General features: G+C 71.1%; 16 protein-coding genes. 10 read left to right on the top strand and 6 right to left on the bottom strand.

What is annotated here, in order from left to right; translation table 11 throughout:
* Positions 1-21 precede the first annotated feature (21 nt).
* Both PKE85_RS05675 and PKE85_RS05670 read right to left on the bottom strand, forming a co-directional pair.
* Entirely contained in the window at positions 22-999 is a 978-nt protein-coding gene (locus tag PKE85_RS05675) for a glycosyltransferase family 2 protein (RefSeq protein WP_271203803.1), read from the bottom strand.
* Positions 986-2,194 carry a glycosyltransferase family 87 protein gene (locus PKE85_RS05670; RefSeq protein WP_271203802.1) on the bottom strand — a complete coding sequence of 403 codons (1,209 nt, stop codon included), beginning with the start codon at positions 2,192-2,194 and terminating at the stop codon, positions 986-988. Before PKE85_RS05670 ends, PKE85_RS05675 begins: the two co-directional genes overlap by 14 nt.
* Before the next feature lie 185 nt (positions 2,195-2,379).
* Between PKE85_RS05670 and glmS the strand changes: the two genes are divergently transcribed.
* Positions 2,380-4,203: a glutamine--fructose-6-phosphate transaminase (isomerizing) gene (gene glmS, locus PKE85_RS05665; protein WP_271203801.1), complete on the top strand. Its 1,824-nt coding sequence runs from the start codon at positions 2,380-2,382 to the stop codon at positions 4,201-4,203.
* Here the strand turns inward: glmS and PKE85_RS05660 are convergent.
* The 3 genes from PKE85_RS05660 to PKE85_RS05650 all read right to left on the bottom strand — a co-directional run bounded on the left by PKE85_RS05660 (position 4,190) and on the right by PKE85_RS05650 (position 7,367).
* A complete protein-coding gene (locus tag PKE85_RS05660; protein ID WP_271203800.1) occupies positions 4,190-5,173 on the bottom strand; it encodes a protein-methionine-sulfoxide reductase heme-binding subunit MsrQ in 984 nt (327 codons plus the stop codon). The two genes, glmS and PKE85_RS05660, sit on opposite strands and share 14 nt — an antisense overlap.
* Positions 5,174-5,399: 226 nt before the next feature.
* Positions 5,400-6,248, bottom strand: a complete 849-nt coding sequence (locus PKE85_RS05655) for a hypothetical protein (RefSeq protein WP_271203799.1) — start codon at positions 6,246-6,248, stop codon at positions 5,400-5,402.
* Between the two features lie 225 nt (positions 6,249-6,473).
* Positions 6,474-7,367: a hypothetical protein gene (locus tag PKE85_RS05650; protein ID WP_271203798.1), complete on the bottom strand. Its 894-nt coding sequence runs from the start codon at positions 7,365-7,367 to the stop codon at positions 6,474-6,476.
* 543 nt (positions 7,368-7,910) lie between these two features.
* Between PKE85_RS05650 and PKE85_RS05645 the strand changes: the two genes are divergently transcribed.
* Positions 7,911-9,179 carry a M10 family metallopeptidase C-terminal domain-containing protein gene (locus tag PKE85_RS05645; RefSeq protein ID WP_271203797.1) on the top strand — a complete coding sequence of 423 codons (1,269 nt, stop codon included), beginning with the start codon at positions 7,911-7,913 and terminating at the stop codon, positions 9,177-9,179.
* A 249-nt stretch (positions 9,180-9,428) separates the two neighbouring features.
* On the opposite strand, the gene erpA is transcribed toward PKE85_RS05645, so the two are convergent.
* A complete protein-coding gene (gene erpA / locus PKE85_RS05640; RefSeq protein WP_271203796.1) occupies positions 9,429-9,779 on the bottom strand; it encodes an iron-sulfur cluster insertion protein ErpA in 351 nt (116 codons plus the stop codon).
* Between the two features lie 147 nt (positions 9,780-9,926).
* On the opposite strand from erpA, the gene PKE85_RS05635 reads away from it, so the two are divergent.
* The 8 genes from PKE85_RS05635 to PKE85_RS05600 all read left to right on the top strand — a co-directional run bounded on the left by PKE85_RS05635 (position 9,927) and on the right by PKE85_RS05600 (position 18,278).
* Positions 9,927-11,141 (top strand): deoxyguanosinetriphosphate triphosphohydrolase, encoded by a 1,215-nt coding sequence (locus tag PKE85_RS05635; protein ID WP_271203795.1) that lies wholly within the window; start codon positions 9,927-9,929, stop codon positions 11,139-11,141.
* A 31-nt stretch (positions 11,142-11,172) separates the two neighbouring features.
* A complete protein-coding gene (argS, locus tag PKE85_RS05630; protein ID WP_271203794.1) occupies positions 11,173-12,909 on the top strand; it encodes an arginine--tRNA ligase in 1,737 nt (578 codons plus the stop codon).
* Positions 12,910-12,981: 72 nt separating this feature from the next.
* A complete protein-coding gene (locus PKE85_RS05625; protein WP_271203793.1) occupies positions 12,982-14,202 on the top strand; it encodes an SPOR domain-containing protein in 1,221 nt (406 codons plus the stop codon).
* 67 nt (positions 14,203-14,269) lie between these two features.
* Positions 14,270-15,292 (top strand): beta-N-acetylhexosaminidase, encoded by a 1,023-nt coding sequence (gene nagZ / locus PKE85_RS05620; protein WP_271203792.1) that lies wholly within the window; start codon positions 14,270-14,272, stop codon positions 15,290-15,292.
* Positions 15,293-15,315: 23 nt separating this feature from the next.
* Positions 15,316-16,158 (top strand): segregation and condensation protein A, encoded by an 843-nt coding sequence (locus PKE85_RS05615; RefSeq protein WP_271203791.1) that lies wholly within the window; start codon positions 15,316-15,318, stop codon positions 16,156-16,158.
* Positions 16,155-16,880, top strand: a complete 726-nt coding sequence (scpB, locus tag PKE85_RS05610) for an SMC-Scp complex subunit ScpB (RefSeq protein WP_271203790.1) — start codon at positions 16,155-16,157, stop codon at positions 16,878-16,880. Before PKE85_RS05615 ends, scpB begins: the two co-directional genes overlap by 4 nt.
* A complete protein-coding gene (locus PKE85_RS05605) occupies positions 16,877-17,962 on the top strand; it encodes an ABC transporter ATP-binding protein (protein ID WP_271203789.1) in 1,086 nt (361 codons plus the stop codon). The genes scpB and PKE85_RS05605 overlap by 4 nt, the downstream gene beginning before the upstream one ends.
* A 76-nt stretch (positions 17,963-18,038) precedes the next feature.
* A complete protein-coding gene (locus PKE85_RS05600; protein WP_271203788.1) occupies positions 18,039-18,278 on the top strand; it encodes a twin-arginine translocase TatA/TatE family subunit in 240 nt (79 codons plus the stop codon).
* The last annotated feature ends 48 nt before the right edge of the window (positions 18,279-18,326 follow it).

Genomic DNA, 18,326 nt, shown 5'->3' with positions numbered 1-18,326 from the left:
CGTCTTGGCGCCGCCTCGTCCTCAGGCGGCGGCCTTCAGCTCCAGATAGCGAAGACGCTTGGTTTCGCGGCGGGCTTCGGCCACGCTCTCCACGATCACGCCGCAGACGGCGCTGAGCACCGCGAGCTGCATGATGGCGGCGCAGAGGATGGCGGTGGGGAAGCGCGGCACCAGGCCGGTGTCCAGGAACGTGCCGAGCAGCGGGACCGCCAGCCACAGGCTGACCGCGGCGAGCGCGAGCCCGATCGCCCCGAAGAACTGGAACGGCTTCAGCGCCCGGTGCATCATGGCGATGGTCCACAGGATGCGGAAGCCGTCGCGGAAGGTGGAGAGCTTGCTGACCGAATCCGCCGGCCGGCGGCCGTAGCGCACCGGGGCCTCCTCCACCGCGAGCCGGAGGTCGAGGGCGTGGATCGCGAGTTCGGTCTCGATCTCGAACCCGCCCGAGGCCGCCGGGAACGACTTGGCGAAGCGGCGGGAGATCACCCGGTAGCCGGACAGGATGTCGGTGAAGCCCGCGCCGAACAGCCGGTCCACCACCAGATTGAACATGCGGTTGCCGGCCTGATGGCCCCGTCGGGACTGCATGCCTTCGCCCTCGCGGGTGGCCACCACCATGTCGAGCTGGCGGGAGACGAGGCGGTCGATCAGCAGCGGCGCGGCCAGCGGGTCGTAGGTCAGGTCGCCGTCGGCCATGAGGTAGACGTCGGCCTCCACGTCGGCCAGCATGCGGCGCACCACGTTGCCTTTGCCCTGCCGGGTCTCGTGGCGGACGATGGCGCCGGCCTCCCGCGCCCGCTCCACGGTCCGGTCGCGGGAGTTGTTGTCGTAGACGTAGATGTCGGCGGCCGGCAGCACGGCGCGGAAGCCGCGCACCACGTCGGCGATCGCCGCCTCCTCGTTGTAGCAGGGCAGCAGCACCGCCACCTTCAGCGGCGCCTGCTCCGGCGCCATGTGGACGCCGAAGGAGGTGTCGCGCAGGCGTTCAATGTTGGACATGGGCGAACTCCCGGACGGGGGCGCGCGCGGGCTGTCGACCGGCGACGGCGAGCGCGAACAAGGCGAGGATGGCGAGGAAGCCGAAGGGGATCAGGGTCGCCATGGCGGCGGCCCGGCCGAACAGCGGCGTGAGATAGGCGAACAGCAGGATCGCCGCCGCGCCCGGCCGCCAGCCGGCCTTGACGCCGTCCGCGACCAGGAAGGCGATGGCGGGGCCGAGCAGCATCATGTCGTAGTCGAGCGCGTAAGGGGTGGCGAGCAGCGCGCCCGCCAGCAGCGCCGCCGCCTTGCGCTCGTAAGAGGCGTCGCTCCGCCACAGCCGCACGGTGAGCGCGATGACCGCGAGCGTGGTCGCGCCTTGCGCCCCGTAGGCTGCGGGCAGGCCGGCGCCGAGCGCGCGGGCGGCGGAGAAGGCGCTGACGATCTTCTCCCAGCCGGTGTTCCCCTGCTCCAGCACCACCTCGCGGGTGAAGACGGCGCTGGCGCGGAACGCGTCCCAGGTCTCCGGCCCGAAGGCGGCGAGCGAGAGCAGGCAGAGGCCGATCACGGTTCCGGCGGCCGCGAAGGCGGCGCGCCAGCGGCCGGTGAAGACCAGCACGAAGGGCAGCAGCACGCCGAACTGCGGCTTGTAGCAGAGCAGCCCCAGCAGAACGCCCGCGAGGACCGGGCGCCGGTCGAGGATCACGAGGCCGAGCCCGAACAGGCCGGCGGTGAGGAAGCCGTTGTGCCCGTGGGTGAGGTTCACGAACACCGCCGGGAAAGCGAGCGCCGCGAGCAGGGCCGTCCGGCCGGGCAGGATGGCGCGGATCGCGGCGAGGTAGAGCGGCAGCGTCGCCGCCTGCCACAGCGCCAGCGCCGCCAGATAGGGCAGGGCGCCGAGAAGGGCCGCGAGGCCGAGGAACATGGGCGGGTAGTGCCAGCCGTAGAACGGGGCGTCGGCCCCGAAGCGCGCCTGCTGCACGGCGTAGTGCCGCGTCAGGTCGTAGGCCGCCTCCGGCGCGCCGTCGAGCACGAGCCGGCCCGCGGCCCAGACGTTGGCGAAGTCGGTGCCGATCGGACGGCCGGCGGCGTCGACGCCGCCGTGAGACAGCGCCAGCATGGCGATGAGCGCCACGCCGTAGCCGCCGATCAGCATCAGCGACACGGGGGCCGCGCGGTCCGCGATGGCGCGGGGCAGGGTGCTGGGCGACGCCATGCGGTCGCGCTCTCCGACGATGAACGTCCCCGCATCCTGCCCCGCCGGCGTTTAAGGCGGGTTTAAGCCCGCAGCCGACATCTCCCGAAACCCGCCGTGATTTCCGTATCCGTTCAGCCGCCGCTAAGGAGCGCTGGGTTAAGTCTTACGGCGCGGGACGACAAACAGGAGCGACGCTCAGGACCATGTGCGGCATCGTCGGAATTCTCGGCAAGGGTCCCGTGGCGGCCCAGCTCGTGGACAGCCTGAAGCGGCTCGAATACCGCGGCTACGACAGCGCGGGCGTCGCAACGCTGGACGGCGGCCGCATCCTGCGCCGCCGCGCCGAAGGCAAGCTGCGCAATCTGGAGGCCTCTCTCGAGAAGACGCCGCTGGGCGGCGCCATCGGCATCGGCCACACCCGCTGGGCGACGCACGGCGCGCCGACCGAGGCCAACGCCCATCCGCACGCGACCGAGCGGGTCGCGGTGGTCCACAACGGCATCATCGAGAACTTCCGCGAGCTGCGCGCCGAACTGGAGGCCGCAGGCGCCGTGTTCCAGAGCCAGACCGACACCGAGGTGGTGGCCCATCTGGTGTCGAAGGCGCTTGAGGCGGGCGCGAGCCCCCGCGCGGCGGTGTCCCAGGCGCTCGGCCGGCTGAAGGGCGCCTTCGCGCTCGCCTTCATCTTCGCCGGCGAGGACGACCTCATCATCGGCGCCCGCCGGGGCAGCCCGCTCGCCATCGGCCATGGCGAGGGCGAGAACTTCCTCGGCTCTGACGCCATCGCGCTCGCCCCCTTCACCGACGCCGTCACCTATCTGGAGGACGGCGACTGGGTGGCGCTGACCCGCGAGGGCGTGGAGATCTTCGACGAGACCGGCGCGCCGGCGCCCCGCGCCGCGGTGCGGGCGGCGGCCGCGGCGATCGTCGTGGACAAGGGCAACCATCGCCACTTCATGGCCAAGGAGATCGCCGAGCAGCCGGAGGTGGTGGGCCACACGCTGGCGTGCTTCATCGACATGGCGGCGGGCCGCATCCGCCTGCCGGACGGCGCCGACGTGGATTTCTCCAAGCTCGACCGGCTCGCCATCTCCGCCTGCGGCACCGCCTATTACGCGGGCCTCGTGGCGCGCTACTGGTTCGAGAAGTTCGCCCGGCTGCCGGTGGACATCGACATCGCCTCCGAGTTCCGCTACCGCGAGCCGCCGCTCTCCTCCGGGGGGCTGGCGCTGGTCATCTCCCAGTCGGGCGAGACCGCGGACACGCTGGCGACCCTGCGCCACTGCCGGGCGCAGGGCATGCGCATCGGCGCGGTGGTGAACGTGCCGACCTCCACCATCGCCCGCGAGGCCGACGTGGTGTTCCCCACCGTCGCCGGCGTCGAGGTGGGCGTCGCCTCCACCAAGGCCTTCACCTGCCAGCTCAGCGTGCTGGCGGCGCTCGCCGTGAAGGCGGGGCGCGACCGCGGCGTGCTGTCCGAGGACGACGAGGCCAAGCTGGTCTCCGCGCTGGTGGAGCTGCCGCGCCTGATGGCCGAGGCGCTCAGGCTGGAGCCCGAGATCGAGCGGCTCGCCACCACCTTCGCCAAGGCGCAGGACGTGCTCTATCTCGGCCGCGGCACCAGCTTCCCGATCGCGCTGGAAGGCGCGCTGAAGCTGAAGGAAATCTCCTACATCCACGCCGAGGGCTACGCCGCCGGCGAGCTGAAGCACGGTCCCATCGCGCTGGTGGACGAGAACGTGCCGGTGGTGGTGCTGGCGCCCTACGACCCGCTGTTCGAGAAGACCGCCTCCAACATGCAGGAGGTGGCCGCCCGGGGCGGGAAGATCGTGCTGGTGACGGACGGCGAGGGGCCGGAGCACGCCGGCTCCGCCTTCGCGGTGCTGACGCTGCCCAAGGCCTACGCCTTCGTCAGCCCCATGCTCTACGCCATTCCGGTGCAGCTTCTCGCCTACCACACCGCCGTGTTCATGGGCACGGACGTGGACCAGCCGCGCAATCTGGCGAAATCCGTCACCGTGGAGTGACGGTCGCCGCCTGCGGCGCCCGGACGGGGCGCGGCGGTCCCCGCCGCCGGGCGCCGACGAGGCTGGAGGCCGCGGCGGCGAGGCCGAACAGCAGCACCCAGCCGGCGGGCCGCACGCCGTAGTCGCCCGGCGCAAGATTGGCGGCGAGCACCCGCCACGGGTTCACGCCCGAGGCGACCGCGTACCACAGCGTCTCCGACAGCGCGGCGGCGATCGCCGCGAACAGCGCCAGCGCCATCAGGGGCGCGATGCGGATGTCGCGCTCGCCCCCTCGGGCCTGCAGCCCGCGCCAGCCCATGGCCCAGACGAACAGGCCCCACATCAGCATCGGTTCGCCCACGTCCAGCTTCGACTGCATGGCGAAATGCAGCAGCGCGAGGCCGGCGAGCGGATAGGCCAGCCGGTGCAGCTTTTGCCACCTCTTCGCCCCCATGCGGCGCATGGCGCCGTCCGTGGAGGTGGCGCCGAGCGGGATCAGCCCGACCAGCGTGACGAAGCCCACCGTCAGGTAGATGCGCTGGGCGATTTCGCCCGCCACCCGGAACAGGTCGAACTGCTGGTCGATCACGTAGAGCGCGAGATGGAGCGCCCCATAGGCCAGCGCCGCCAGTCCGACGCGGCGGCGCACGAGATGCAGCTTCGGCCAGTGCCACAGCCGCCGGAACGGCGTGATCGCCAGCGACAGCAGCAGGAAGCGGACCGCCCAGTCGCCGGAGAGGTGAATGGCGTCGTAGATCGGCCGCGCCTTCTCGCCCTCGGGGCCGGCGCCGAGCGCCGCGCCGCCGCCGAAAGCGCCGGTCTCGCCGGGGCCGAAGGCCGGCGGCAGCCCCAGGTCGGGCGAGGGCGCGGCTCCCGAGAAGTCGCCCTGCGCGGCCCGGATGGCGAGCCACAGCGCCGGCAGCGTCAGCCCGAGCAGCGTGAGCGTCAGCAGCGGCGAGAACCGGCCGGCGCGATCGGTGAACAGGGGCATGAGGCGGACCCGCGCGAGGACGCATGACGTGCGCCTGAAGCATGCCGCAAAATGCGTCCGGGACGAGGCGGACACCGGCCCGCCTTGCCCCGGACGCTTTCGCCCGCTCCACTTCCGGGCATGATCCGCTCCAGCTTCAGGGAGACCAGCCCGATGCGCCACGCCGCCGCCGTCCTCGTCCTGCTCGCCGCCGCGCCGCTGGGCGGCTGCGTCGGCTTCGCCGAGGTCACGACGTTCGAGATGCGGTCTCCGCCGCCTGAGCGGGCGGCGCCGGCGGGGCCAGATGGGGAGGAAGCTCGAAACACCGGTCGCCCTTCCCGTCGTTCAGCCAATCCAGCGCCGACGTGATCGACGGAAACGTCTCCTGGAACAGTTTCAGCGCCGCAAGCTCCTGATCGATCAAGGCGACCGAAGGGGCCGCTTCGGGCGCCGGCTCCTCGGCCGCGCCGGGCTGATCGGGCTTTTCGGGCGGACGTGTCGCCGGCAGGTTGAGGAGAATGCGCTCTCTCAACTCGTCGTCGCCGAGATCGGGGGGCAGGGCCAGCCACCAGCCGAACACCCCGTGGCCGCAGGTGGGAAACGACACCACGCTCATTCCCGGCTCGCCGCGCAGGCGTTCCGCATGCGCCATGTCGCGCCGCTGCCGGGACGACGCCAGGACGAGACCGCGGAAGTCGCTCTGCGGATCGTCCGCGGCGCGGCGCAGCCAAGGTGAAACGTCGCCTTCCGCCTCCAGCCGACCCAGAATTTCGGACTGGGCGGAGGCGTTCTCGATCAAGTCGCGATAGGTCAGTTCCTTGCGGGCCCGCTCGGGGGGCCAGATCTTCGTGGGCGGGTTGAACGCGATGGCGCGCACGGGCCGGCAGGGACGATGCTCGGCCAGAGCGAGGCCGAGCATCAGCGCTGCGTAGCCTCCGCCGCTGTCGCCGATGACCACCACCTCCTTCGCTTCCGCCAGCTCGTCGAGGCCGCCGATCAGATCGGCGACGGTCTCGTGGGTGCTCATGCAAAGCTGCGACAGAGCGGTGGTGTCGCAGACCGCGACGGGGCATTTCAGCGCGTACAGCGCCTTCATGCGCTTGGTCGATCGCGGGCGCAGCAGAAGGCAGAAGCGCCCTGAGGGACTGGTTGGGCGCGGCCAAAGTTCGAGGTCGACGCGACCGGCCTTCAGCAGCCTGCTTTTCGGAGACGAGGCCTGCGGTGGCGACTCGCGCGCGTCGGGTTTCTCCGTGACGTCGAGGACCATGCGGCGTGTCTTCCGTCTTCGAGGATTGGAGATCGTGCGCGGCCGGCCGCCGCGTCAGGCCGGGACAAGAGCGGCGTCGGGCTCGCGGACGAACTGCGGCGCCGGATCAAGGGACTCTGTGCGCCGCTCGGCCGGACGCTCGACCAGGAACAGCCGGCGCCAGTGCTCCCAGATGTCGAGCCAGTCGGAAAAGTCGTCCGCCGACCCCGTGAATTCGCGCATGCGGTGCAGGGCCGAGGACAGGGACTGAGCGTAAAGCCGGCAGTTCCTGCAGTCGATGTTCGGCGTGCAGCACTTGGCGTCGCCGGCGTCCGACATGTCGGTGTGAAAATGGCGGTAATGGGCGGTGACGCGGGAGCCGCAGTTCGAGGGCATGCCCGTGTCCGGATCGACCTCGTAGACGCCTTCGGGGCGATGAATCCAGCGGTTGAAGGCGTGGCTGTAGACCACCGTCTCCGGATGTGCGTCGAGCGCCGCCGTGATCAGCTCCTGCGCCCGCGTCAGTCCGTCGCCGTCCAGCATCAGGTTGTCGCTCGTGCTGCTGAAGCGGAAATAGTCGTTGCGCGCCGCCTGCGTCTCGACGAGGCGGCGACCGTATTCGAGCGTCGGGCTGAAATGGCTGAAGCTGACCCGTACGCCGGCGTCGGCGCAGATGCGCACGAATTCCGGCGCGGATTCCAGATTCCCGGAGTTGAGCGTGAAGATGAAGGTCGCCCGAGGGTCGTCGCGATAGTTGCGCAGCGCTTTTGTGAACACGTCGGCGCCGCGCAGCTTGGCGCCCTGTTCGCCCAGACCCCACACGGAGATGTGGATGGCGTAAGGCAGCGCCGGATCGAGCCGGATGGTCCCGTTGCTGAACACGACGCCGCGCGGCAGATGCCGCGCCGCGGCGCGCAGCACGTCCTGCCGCAACGCGGGCTCCGCGCCGCCGAACTGGCCATAGGTCACGCCGCGCGCGGCCTCCTTCGCAAAGAACTGGTCGAACGCTTCGGCGTCTTTCTCGCCATGGGCTTCATAATCGGACCCGAGAAAGAAAAGACATCCTTCGCAGCTTAAATTGCAGGTGCGCGCGACGTCGTATTGCGACGGCCGGATGTGACCAATGCTTCTTCGGAGAGCGCGAAAGCGCTCGCCAAGTGAATGGCCGGGCGAAAGGAAGTCTTTGAAATTTGACATGAGGCCGGCGCGGAAAGACATGTTCGAAGGAAATTTACGACTGAAGAATGTGCGAATTCCCCAATCATAATTCTTCTTTAGTTCTATTTTTTGTCAATGCGCGTTTCACGCAAACGTCTTCGCGTTATCGATATCTTCAGGCGGCCGGGACATTTCGGTCGTACGGGTCAGTATTGATCTTCTGATCATTTTTGTCTCGGCCAAAAGGCGTCCGCGGCGAGCGCTTCGGTGCTTTCGCTCTCATGCAGGTGAACGGCGTCGCAACTTGGCGTATGCAGCTTATTCGTCCGCACGGTCCTCAGGAGCATGTCCCGCATGGCGTCCAAGAATTCCAGCTACTCCGACCTCGTGGGCTACATCGCCACGGGTGGAGGCATTCCTATCGCGTGGGAAACCAGAGCCCTGACCGTGAACTTGTCGGGCCTTAACGATTCCGCGCCGATGCGCCAGGCGGCGATTTACGCTCTGGACACGTGGGCGGCGGTTGCGGGGTTCGCATTTTCCGAAACCGCCTCAGGGGCGGACATCACCTTCGACAACGAGGTCGCGGGCGCGGCTTACGCCAGCACCAGCTACACATGGTTCGGAGAAATCGTTTCGTCCGACATCAATGTCGGCAAAAACTGGATGAACGACTTTCCGGTGGATGCGCGCTGGGGGCTCGGCTCCTACGGCGTGCAGACCTTCATTCATGAAATCGGCCATGCGCTCGGCCTGCAGCATCCCGGCCCTTACGACGGCTCCGGAACCTACGCCGCCGACGCGATCTTCACCTACGACACCCTCCAGTATTCGGTGATGTCCTATTTCGAGCAGGATCAGCTCGGCGGGGCGACCGCGCTCAACGTGATGACGCCGATGAAGGCCGACTTCGCGGCGTTGACCGAGCTGTATGGGCCGTTGTGGGCCAATAATGGCGACACGAACTACGGTCGATCGGGTCTCTATGATTTCGGCGAGCACCGGGACGTCGCCTTCACCATCTACGACAGTTCGGGTTCCAAGGATCTTCTCGACCTGCGCGATCTGACCTCAGGCGCCAAGATCGACATGCGGCCAGGAAAGTTCTCCGACATCAACGGCCATGTGAAGAACCTCGCCATCGCCGACGGGACGACGATCGAGTGGCTCTACGGCTCGGAGAGCGGCGACCGGGTCGTGGGCAATGCGGCCAACAACTACATCCGCGGCTTCGGCGGCGCCGATCGCATCAACGGCGGAACCGGAAACGACACCCTTGAGGGCGGACTCGGCGCCGACGTGCTGACCGGCGGCTCCGGCCGAGACGTCTTCGCGTTCCGCACGCGCCAGGAAACCGTCAGCGACATCATCATGGACTTCGTGTCCGGCGTGGACGACATCCGGCTGTCCGGCATCGACGCGGACACGGTCGCGGCGGGGCATCAGGCGTTCAGCTTCATCGGAACGTCGCGCTTCAGCGGCGGCGCAGGCCAGCTGCGCTACGGCTTCAAGGACGGCGACACGTTCATCACCGCCGACCTCGACGGCGACAAGGCCACCGACATGCTGTTCAAGCTCGACGGCCATGTGGCGTTGAGCGTGGGCGACTTCCTGCTCGTCTGACGCCCGCGGCCCGATCCGGCCGGCGGGGTTCCGGCGGCCGGGCAAAAAAAAGCCGCCCGAACGTGTCGAGCGGCTTGAAGTGAAGGGAGGAAACGCCCCAGGAGGGCGACAGCGAACGGCGGAGGGGCCGTGCGCTGGTGGCATCCCAATGCCGGTTTCACGCTCGTTTGTGAAGCCCGAATGCGCGCCATCAGGTGCGCTATTCTTTCGCAGCGAAAGCGTCTATGGCGCGATAGGCGCGAATGATCGTTAGATCGCGAAACTGGTGCCGCAGCCGCAAGACGCTGTGGCGTTGGGGTTTTTGATCTGGAACGAGGCGCCGATCAGCGCGTCCACGAAGTCGATCTCCGAGCCGGCCAGATAGGGCAGGGACACCGGATCGATCAGCACTTTCGCGCCGTCGCGGGCGATGACCACGTCGTCCTCGGCCACGCGGGTGTCGAATCCGTAGTCGTAGGAGAAGCCCGAGCAGCCGCCGCCCAGCACGCTGACGCGCAGCATGGAGCCGGGCGCCTCGGCGCTGAGGATTTCGGCGATGCGGGCGGCGGCGCGGGGCGTGATGCTGACATCGGGCGCGGGGGCGAGAACGTCGGTCGACATGGGATTCCGAACCTTCGCGAAAGTTTTGGCGCGCCAACCGCGCGGCGTGGCGCCGACGGTTGCGCGGGTCTCGGTCCAAGAGGTAAGCACGCCCCGGCGCAGGGTCAACGCGGGAAGGGGCGGCCTCATGGGGCTGCGGCGTGACGCATGGACGTGACGGCCTGGATCCTGCGCCCGCGCGCGCCTTACGCCGCCGATCCCACCCGCGGCCGGGGGCGGCTGATCCCCGAGCCCGCAAGCCCGACCCGCACCGATTTCCAGCGCGACCGGGACCGGGTGCTGCACTCCAGCGCCTTCCGGCGGCTGAAGCACAAGACCCAGGTGTTCGTCTATCACGAGGGCGACCACTACCGGACGCGGCTGACCCACACGCTGGAGGTGGCGCAGATCGCCCGCTCCATCGCCCGCGCGCTCGGCCTCGACGAGGATCTCGCCGAGACGGTGGCGCTGTCGCACGATCTCGGCCACACGCCGTTCGGCCATGCGGGCGAGCGCGCGCTCGACGCCTGCATGGCGGGCTTCGGCGGCTTCGACCACAACGCCCAGTCGCTCCGTGTGCTGACCAGGCTGGAGCGCCGCTATGCGGATTACGACGGGCTGAACCTCACCTTCGAGTCGCTGGAGGGGGTGGTGAAGCACAACGGGCCGCTGCTCGGGCTGGACGGCGAGGCCGCAGGCTCCTACGCCGGGAAGACGCTGCCGGTCGCGATCCTCGAATATGGCGCGCGGCACGATCTCGGGCTCCACACCCATGCGAGCGCCGAGGCGCAGGCCGCGGCCATCGCCGACGACATCGCCTACGACGCCCACGACGTGGACGACGGCTTGCGCGCCGGGCTGTTCGCGCTGGACGATCTCGCCGAGGCGCCGCTTCTCGCCGACATCCTGAGCGAGGTGCGCGCCCGCCATCCGGGCCTCGACGAGGCGCGGACCGTGCATGAGGTGGTGCGCCGGGTGATCACCCGGCTGGTGGAGGACGCCATCGCCGAGAGCGCCCGCCGGCTGGAGGCGCTCGCGCGCGTAAGCGTCGACGCCGTGCGGGACGCCGGCCACGCGGTCGTCGCCTTTTCGCCTGCGATGACGCAGGCGGAGAGGGAGGTGAAGCGCTTCCTCACCCGCCGCATGTACCGCCACCCGTGGGTGGACGGCGTGATGGCGGACGCCCGGCGGGTGCTGGACGATCTGTTCGGCGCCTACGCGGCCGATCTCGCCGCCCTGCCGGGGGAGTGGGCGCGGGAGGTCTCGAGCCTCGACGCGCCGCGCCGGATGCGCGCCATCGCCGATTTCATCGCCGGCATGACCGACCGCTACGCGCTCGACGAGCACCGCCGGCTGTTTGACGCCACACCGGATTTGCGTTAGCCGCCGAAGCCTTCCCAAGGGCCCGCCGCATATGAACATGTTCTCCGATTTCGCCGCGCGTCTCGGCGCCGCTCTCGAAGCTCTCGCCGCCGAGGGCGCCATCGCGCGCGCGCCGGACCTGACCCGCGTGGTGGTGGAGCCGCCCCGCGACCCGAGCCACGGCGATCTCGCCACCAACGCCGCCATGGTGCTGTCGAAGGATCTCGGCCTGAAGCCGCGCGATCTGGCGGAGAAGATCGCGAAGCGGCTGGAGCAGGACCCGGACGTGGCCGCCGTGACGGTCGCGGGCCCGGGCTTCGTCAACATCGCGCTGACGGAAGCCTATCTGACCCGCGTGCTCGCCGCCGTGCTGGAGCAGGGCGGCGCCTTCGGCCGTCCGCCTGAGCGGCCGGGCGTGAAGGTGAACGTGGAGTACGTCTCCGCCAACCCCACCGGTCCTATGCATGTGGGCCACTGCCGCGGCGCGGTGTTCGGGGATTCCCTCGCCAACCTGCTCGCCTTCTCCGGCGAGGACGTGACCCGCGAGTACTACATCAACGACGCCGGCGCCCAGGTGGACGTGCTGGCCCGCTCCGCCTTCCTGCGCTACCGCGAGGCGCTGGGCGAGGACGTCGGCGCCATCCCGGAGGGGCTTTATCCCGGCGACTACCTCAAGCCCGTGGGCGAGGCGCTCGCCGCGCAACACGGCCCGGCGCTGAAGGACAGGCCGGAGTCCGAATGGCTGCCGCTGGTCCGGGATGCGGCGATCGACGCCATGATGGCCATGATCCGCGACGACCTCGCGGCGCTCAACATCCGCCACGACGTGTTCTTCTCCGAGCGCACGCTGCACGGCGACGGCGGCGAGATCGAGAAGACGGTGGCGGAATTGCGCGAGCGCGGCCTCGTCTACCAGGGCAGCCTGCCGCCGCCCAAGGGCGAACTCCCCGAGGACTGGGAGGAGCGCGAGCAGACCCTGTTCCGCGCCACCGACTTCGGCGACGACATCGACCGTCCGCTGGCGAAGTCCGACGGCTCCTACACCTATTTCGCCGGCGACGTGGCCTATTTCCGCTCCAAGTTCGAGCGCGGCTTCCGGGAGATGGTGTTCGTGCTGGGCGCCGATCACGGCGGCTACGTGAAGCGCCTGCAGGCGGTGGGCCACGCGCTCTCCAACGGGACCGCGCGCGTCACCGTGGAGCTGTGCCAGCTGGTGCGCCTGTTCCGGGCGGGCGAGCCGGTGCGCATGTCGAAGCGGGCCGGCAGCTTCGTGACGCTGCGGGACGTGGTGGACGAGGTCGGCCGCGACGCCGTCCGCTTCATGATGCTGTTCCGCTCCAACGACGCGGTGCTGGATTTCGACTTCGCCAAGGTGACGGAGCAGTCGCGCGACAACCCGGTGTTCTACGTCCAGTACGCCCACGCCCGGGCGCAGTCGATCCTGCGCAAGGGCGCGGAGGCGTTCCCGGACGCGGCCGGCGCGCCGGACCTGTCGCTGCTGAAGGACGAGGGCGAACTGGCGCTGGTGAAGCGCCTCGCCCAGTGGCCGCGGGTGGTGGAGCAGGCGGCGCAGGCGCGCCAGCCCCATCGGGTGGCGTTCTATCTGCACGATCTCGCGAGCGACTTCCACACCCACTACAATCGCGGCGCGGCGCCTGATTTACGCTTCATTATGGAAAACAATCCATTGTTGTCCCAAGCCCGACTGGCGTTGGTCCGGGCGCTGGCGCTGGTGCTGGCGGCGGGACTTGGTATCTTGGGCGTGGCGGCTCCCGACGAGATGCGCTGACCCTCCGCGGCTTTGCGGCGGCGGGCGGCGGCCATCTTGGCGACCGCCCGCCAGGCTCTCGGAGGCCGAAACATGAAGACCCAGGCAGCGCGACGCGACCCGGCGTCCGCCGATCCCGAACTCTACGCGCAGTCCGACGACGGCCTGAACCTGCGCGGCGGCCACCACTACGAGCCGGACGCCGACTACTACTATCTCGATCCGCAGAAGCCCGAGGAGCAGCCGTACGATCCGCGCGCCTACGCGCCGAATCCGGACGAGGCTTACGGCTACGACGAGTACGGCCAGCCGGTCTATGACGAGCGCGCCGAACGCCGCCGCATCGGCGGCGGGCGCGGCGGGCTCACCATGGTCGCGGCGGTGCTGGGCGTGGCGCTCATCGGCGGCGCCGGCGCGCTCGCCTATCGCAGCATGGGCGGCGGCGGGAGCGGCGAGCCCCCGCTGATCAAGGCCGAGACCGAGCCGGTGAAGACCGTGCCGGAGAACCCCGGCGGCGCCGAGGTTCCGCACCAGAACAAGCAGATCTACGACCGGGTGAACCCCGAAGCGCCGCCGAAGTCGACCGTGGTGTCGCGCGAGGAGGAGCCGGTGGAGCTTCCGGCCGGCACGCCGCCGTCCGCCAATTCCGACAGCGCCCGCGTCATCCTGCCGGGCGGGCCGGCGGCGGTGGAGCCCACGCCCCCCAGCACCATGGGCAGCGAGCCCCGCCGGGTGAAGACGGTGGAGATCCGCCCCGACTCCTACTACGGCCAGAACCCGGACGCCCAGGCTCAGGCGCCGGCCGCGGCGCGTGAAGAGCCTCCGGCGAGCGAATTCGCCAACGGCATCATGGGCGACGGCGACGAGCGCACCGGCGCGGCGCCCGCCCGCGAACCGGCGGAGACGCCCCGCGCCCAGGCCAGCGCGCCCCAGCCGCGCCCCGCGCCGGCCGTGCGGCCGGCCCCGCAGCAGGCCCAGCCGACCCAGCCGCGCGAGCAGCAGGTGGCCCAGGCCGCGGCCCCGCGCCAGCCGGCGCCCGCCGCGCCCGCGACGACCACGCGCTCCGGCGGCTTCGTGGTGCAGGTCACCTCCCAGCGCTCCGAGGCGGACGCCCGCGCGGCCTACGCCGCGCTCCAGCGCAAGTACCCGCAGGTGCTCGGCTCCTACTCCGCCAGCATCCAGCCGGCCAATCTGGGCGACCGCGGCACCTATTACCGCGTGCGCGTCGGCCCCTTCGCCGACGGGACCCAGGCCTCCAGCGTCTGCGGCTCGCTCCGCGCCGCCGGCGGCGACTGCGTGGTCTCCCGCAACTGATCCCTCTTCCCGGCGGCCGCGCGCGTCTCCCCGCGCGGCCGCCGTCTGTCTTCGCGAGCCTCAGACCATGCCCGCCCGCGCCTTCGTGTCCGGCTGCTCCGGCCTCGCGCTCACTCCTGACGAGCGCGTCTTCTTCCGCGACGCGGAGCCGTGGGGGCTGATCCTGTTCGGCCGCAACATCTCCGCCCACGAGCAGATCAGGGCGCTGGTCGCCGACTTCCGCGAGGCGGTCGGCCGCGCCGACGCGCCCGTGCTGATCGACCAGGAGGGAGGCCGCGTGCGCCGCCTCCGGCCGCCGCTCGCCCTCGACCATCCGCCCGCCCGCGCCTATGGCGCGCTCCACGCGCTCGACCCGGACGCCGCCCTGGAGGCGGCCCGGACCGGCGCGCAGCTCATGGCGGCGGAACTGGCGGCGCTCGGGATCACGGTGGACTGCCTGCCGGTGCTCGACCTGCCGGCGGCGGGCATGACCGACGCCATCGGAGACCGGGCCTACGCCGAGCGCGCCGAGACCGTTTCGGCGCTCGGCCGGGCGGTGTGCGAGGGGGCGCTCGCCGCCGGCGTGCTGCCGGTGATCAAGCACATGCCCGGCCATGGCCGCGCCACCGTGGACAGCCACCACCACCTTCCGACCGTGGCCGCCGACCGCGCCACGCTGGAGGCGACCGACTTCGCGCCGTTCCGGGCCCTCGCCCACATGCCGCTCGGCATGACCGGCCACATCGTGTTCGAGGCGATCGACGCCGAACGCCCCGCCACGCTGTCGCCGGTGGTGCTGGGCGAGATCGTGCGCGGCCATATCGGCTTCGACGGGCTGCTGATGTCCGACGACCTGTCCATGAAGGCGCTGTCCGGCCCGGTGGGCGCCAGCGCCGGGGCGGCGCTCGCCGCCGGGTGCGACATCGCCTTGCATTGCAACGGCGACATGGGCGAAATGGTCGAGGTCGCGGCTGCGGCGCCGCGGCTGGAGGGGCGCGCCCTGGAGCGTGCGGAGCGCGCGCTCGGCCTGATCGCCAGCCCGGGCGCGTCGGACGTGGCCGAGCTTGCGGCCCGGCGCGACGCCCTGCTGGGACGGCTGCCCACCGCCTGACGCCGCCGGAGACCACCACGTCCATGGCCGCGTCCCCAGGCGATCCGGCGCTTAAGGCCCCGTTCGAGGCCGACGCCGGCGCGGAAGCCGAAGGCCCCGCGTTCGTGGTGGATCTGGACGGCTTCGAGGGGCCGCTCGACCTGCTGCTCGATCTCGCCCGGCGGCAGAAGGTGGACCTCGCCCGCATCTCCATTCTGGCGCTCGCCGAGCAGTATCTCGCCTTCGTGGAGGCGGCGCGGGCGGAGCGGTTCGACCTCGCGGCGGATTATCTGGTGATGGCCGCCTGGCTCGCCTATCTGAAATCCCGCCTGCTGGCGCCCGATCCGAAGGAGCCCGACGGCGACGAGCCGCCGCCTGAGATGGTGGCCGCCGCGCTCGCCTTCCGCCTGCGCCGGCTCGAGGCCATGCGCCGCGCCGGCGAGGCGCTGACCGCGCGCCCGCGTCTGGGGCAGGACCGCTTCGCCCGCGGCGCGGCCGATCCGCAGGGCGCGGCCGGCGCCCCGCTCTGGACCGCCTCGCTCTACGACCTGCTGACCTCTTACGTCCGGCTGCGGATGAAGACGCTGAAGACCGCCCACACCGTGGCGCGCCGACCCACCTGGACGCTGGCCGAGGCGCGGGAGGCGCTGCAGCGGCTGGTGGGCCGCAGCGCGGACTGGGCCCGGCTCGACGCCCTGATGCTGCGCTACATGACGCCGGAAATGCGCGCCACCGTTCTGGCCTCCAGCCTCGGCGCCTCGCTGGAGCTGGCGCGGGAGGGGCGGCTGGAGCTGCGGCAGGAGCGGGCCTTCGGGCCGCTGTACCTGCGCGGCGCTCTGCCGCTCGCGCCGGACCCGGACGTTCCGTCGAAGCGGTTTCGGCGGTGAGCGGGCGCGACGAACCGTTTTTCCCCGTCGAGGGGTTCGACGGCCGCGTGAGCGCGGAGGAGGCGGCGCGGGCGCCGGCTTACGCGCTGCGCGTTCTGGAGGCCTCGCTGTTCGCGGCGCCGGAGCCGCTCACGGAAAAGGCGCTCGCCGCGCGCCTGCCGCACGGGACCGACGTGGCGCTGGCGCTCCGGGTGCTCGTCCAGCATTACGCCGGGCGGGGCGTCAATCTGGTCCGGGTGGGCGAGGCCTGGGCGTTCCGCACCGCGCCCGACATGGCCGCGGCGCTGTCGGCGGAGGCGCGGGAGCCGCGCAAGCTGTCCCGCGCCGCCATCGAGACCCTCGCCATCATCGCCTATCACCAGCCCGCGACCCGGGCCGAGATCGAGGAGATCCGCGGCGTCGCCACCTCCCGCGGCACGCTGGAGACGCTGCTGGAGGCCGGCTTCATCCGCCTGCGCGGCCGCCGCAAGGCGCCGGGGCGTCCCGTCACCTTCGGCACCGCCACCGGCTTTCTCGATCATTTCGCGCTGGAGAGCGTCTCCGACCTTCCGGGGCTGGAGGAGCTGAAAGGCGCCGGGCTGCTGGACGGACGGCTTCCGCCGGGGCTCGACCTGCCGGCGCCGCGGGACGACGGCGCGCTGGCGCCCGACGAGGAGCCGCTCGGGGAGGGCGATCCGTTCGAGGCGCTGTCCCCCGACGACGATGGAGACGCCGCGCCATGACGCTGCGCCGGAACGACGCGCCCTCGGCGGAGCCTGCGCGCGCGCTGTCCCTCGCGTTCGACGGCGTCTGGCTGTCCCATGGCGAGGCGCTCGCGGTTCAGGACGTCTCGTTCGAGGTTCCGGCCGGCGGGGTGACGGCGCTGCTGGGCGAATCCGGCTCGGGCAAGACCACCATCTTGCGCGTCGCGGCGGGGGTGGAGCGGCCGTCCCGCGGCGAGGTCCGGCTCGGCGGGCGGACCGTCGCCGGACCGGGCGTCTTCGTGGCGCCGGAAAAGCGCGGCGTGGGGCTGATGTTCCAGGATTTCGCGCTGTTCCCGCACATGACCCTGCTGCGCAACGTCGCCTTCGGCCTCAAGGGCCTGCCGCGGAAGGAGGCGGAGGCGATCGCCCGCGCGGAGCTTAGGCGCGTCGGCCTCGGCGCCTATGCGGACCGGCTGCCGGGCGAACTCTCCGGCGGCGAGCAGCAGCGCGCCGCGCTCGCCCGCGCCGTCGCGCCCCGGCCCGGCGCGCTGCTGATGGACGAGCCGTTCTCCGGGCTGGACCGCCGCCTGCGCGACCGGGTGCGCGACGACGCTCTGGCCATCCTAAAGGACGTGGGCGCCACCGCCGTGATCGTGACCCACGACCCGGAGGAGGCCATGCTGGTCGCCGACGAGATCGTGCTGCTGCGGCGCGGGCGGGTCATCCAGCGCGCGGCGCCGGAAACGCTCTACCGCGCCCCGGACACCCTCTACGCCGCCCGCTTCTTTTCCGAGCTGAACGAACTGGAGGCGGAGGTGCGGGACGGGCAGGCGCTCTGCGCGCTGGGGCGCGTGCCGGCGCCGGCCCTCCCGGACGGGCCGGCGATCGTGGCGCTGCGTCCCGAGGGCGTGCGAATCGCGCCCACGGGCGAAGGCGCCGCCGGGCGGGCGCTGTCTCGCCGCTTCGTGGGCGGCGCCGAGCGCGTGGAGCTCTCCGTCGAAGGTCTAAGTCAGCCTTTGCGGGCGCGGCTGCGTCCCGGCGTGGCGCCGGCGCCCGATTCTGACGTCCGCGTGACGCTGGACCCGACCGAAAGTCTTGTGTTCGCCGCGCGCGAGACCTAGGTTCCGGACCAAGCGGCGAAGCCGTGGCGGTCGCGACGGGCGCCGCCTTCGCCCGTTCGATCGAGGATAAGCGTCCATGAGCCTCACGCACTGGTTGGTCGTCGCCGTGCTCGTCCTGCTGCTGTTCGGCCGCGGCAAGATCTCGGAGCTGATGGGCGACATGGCCAAGGGCATCAAGAGCTTCAAGAAGGGTCTGGCCGAGGACGACGACGTGGCCGAGGGCATGTCGCAGAACCGCGGCGGCCAGACCATCGAGCACCGCCAGGACGCGCAGGCGCGCACCGGCGTGGGCGCGAACGACGTTCACAAGTCCTAAGCGACCGGCGCCGTCCGCGGCGCTTCGGGCGCGGCGCGGCGAGCGCCC

The sequence above is a fragment of the Methylopila jiangsuensis genome (assembly GCF_027922305.1).
In the GTDB taxonomy this organism is placed as follows: Bacteria; Pseudomonadota; Alphaproteobacteria; order Rhizobiales; family Methylopilaceae; genus Methylopila; species Methylopila jiangsuensis.
Note: the sequence above shows the minus strand (reverse complement) of the source record. Positions and strands in the feature narration are given on the sequence as shown.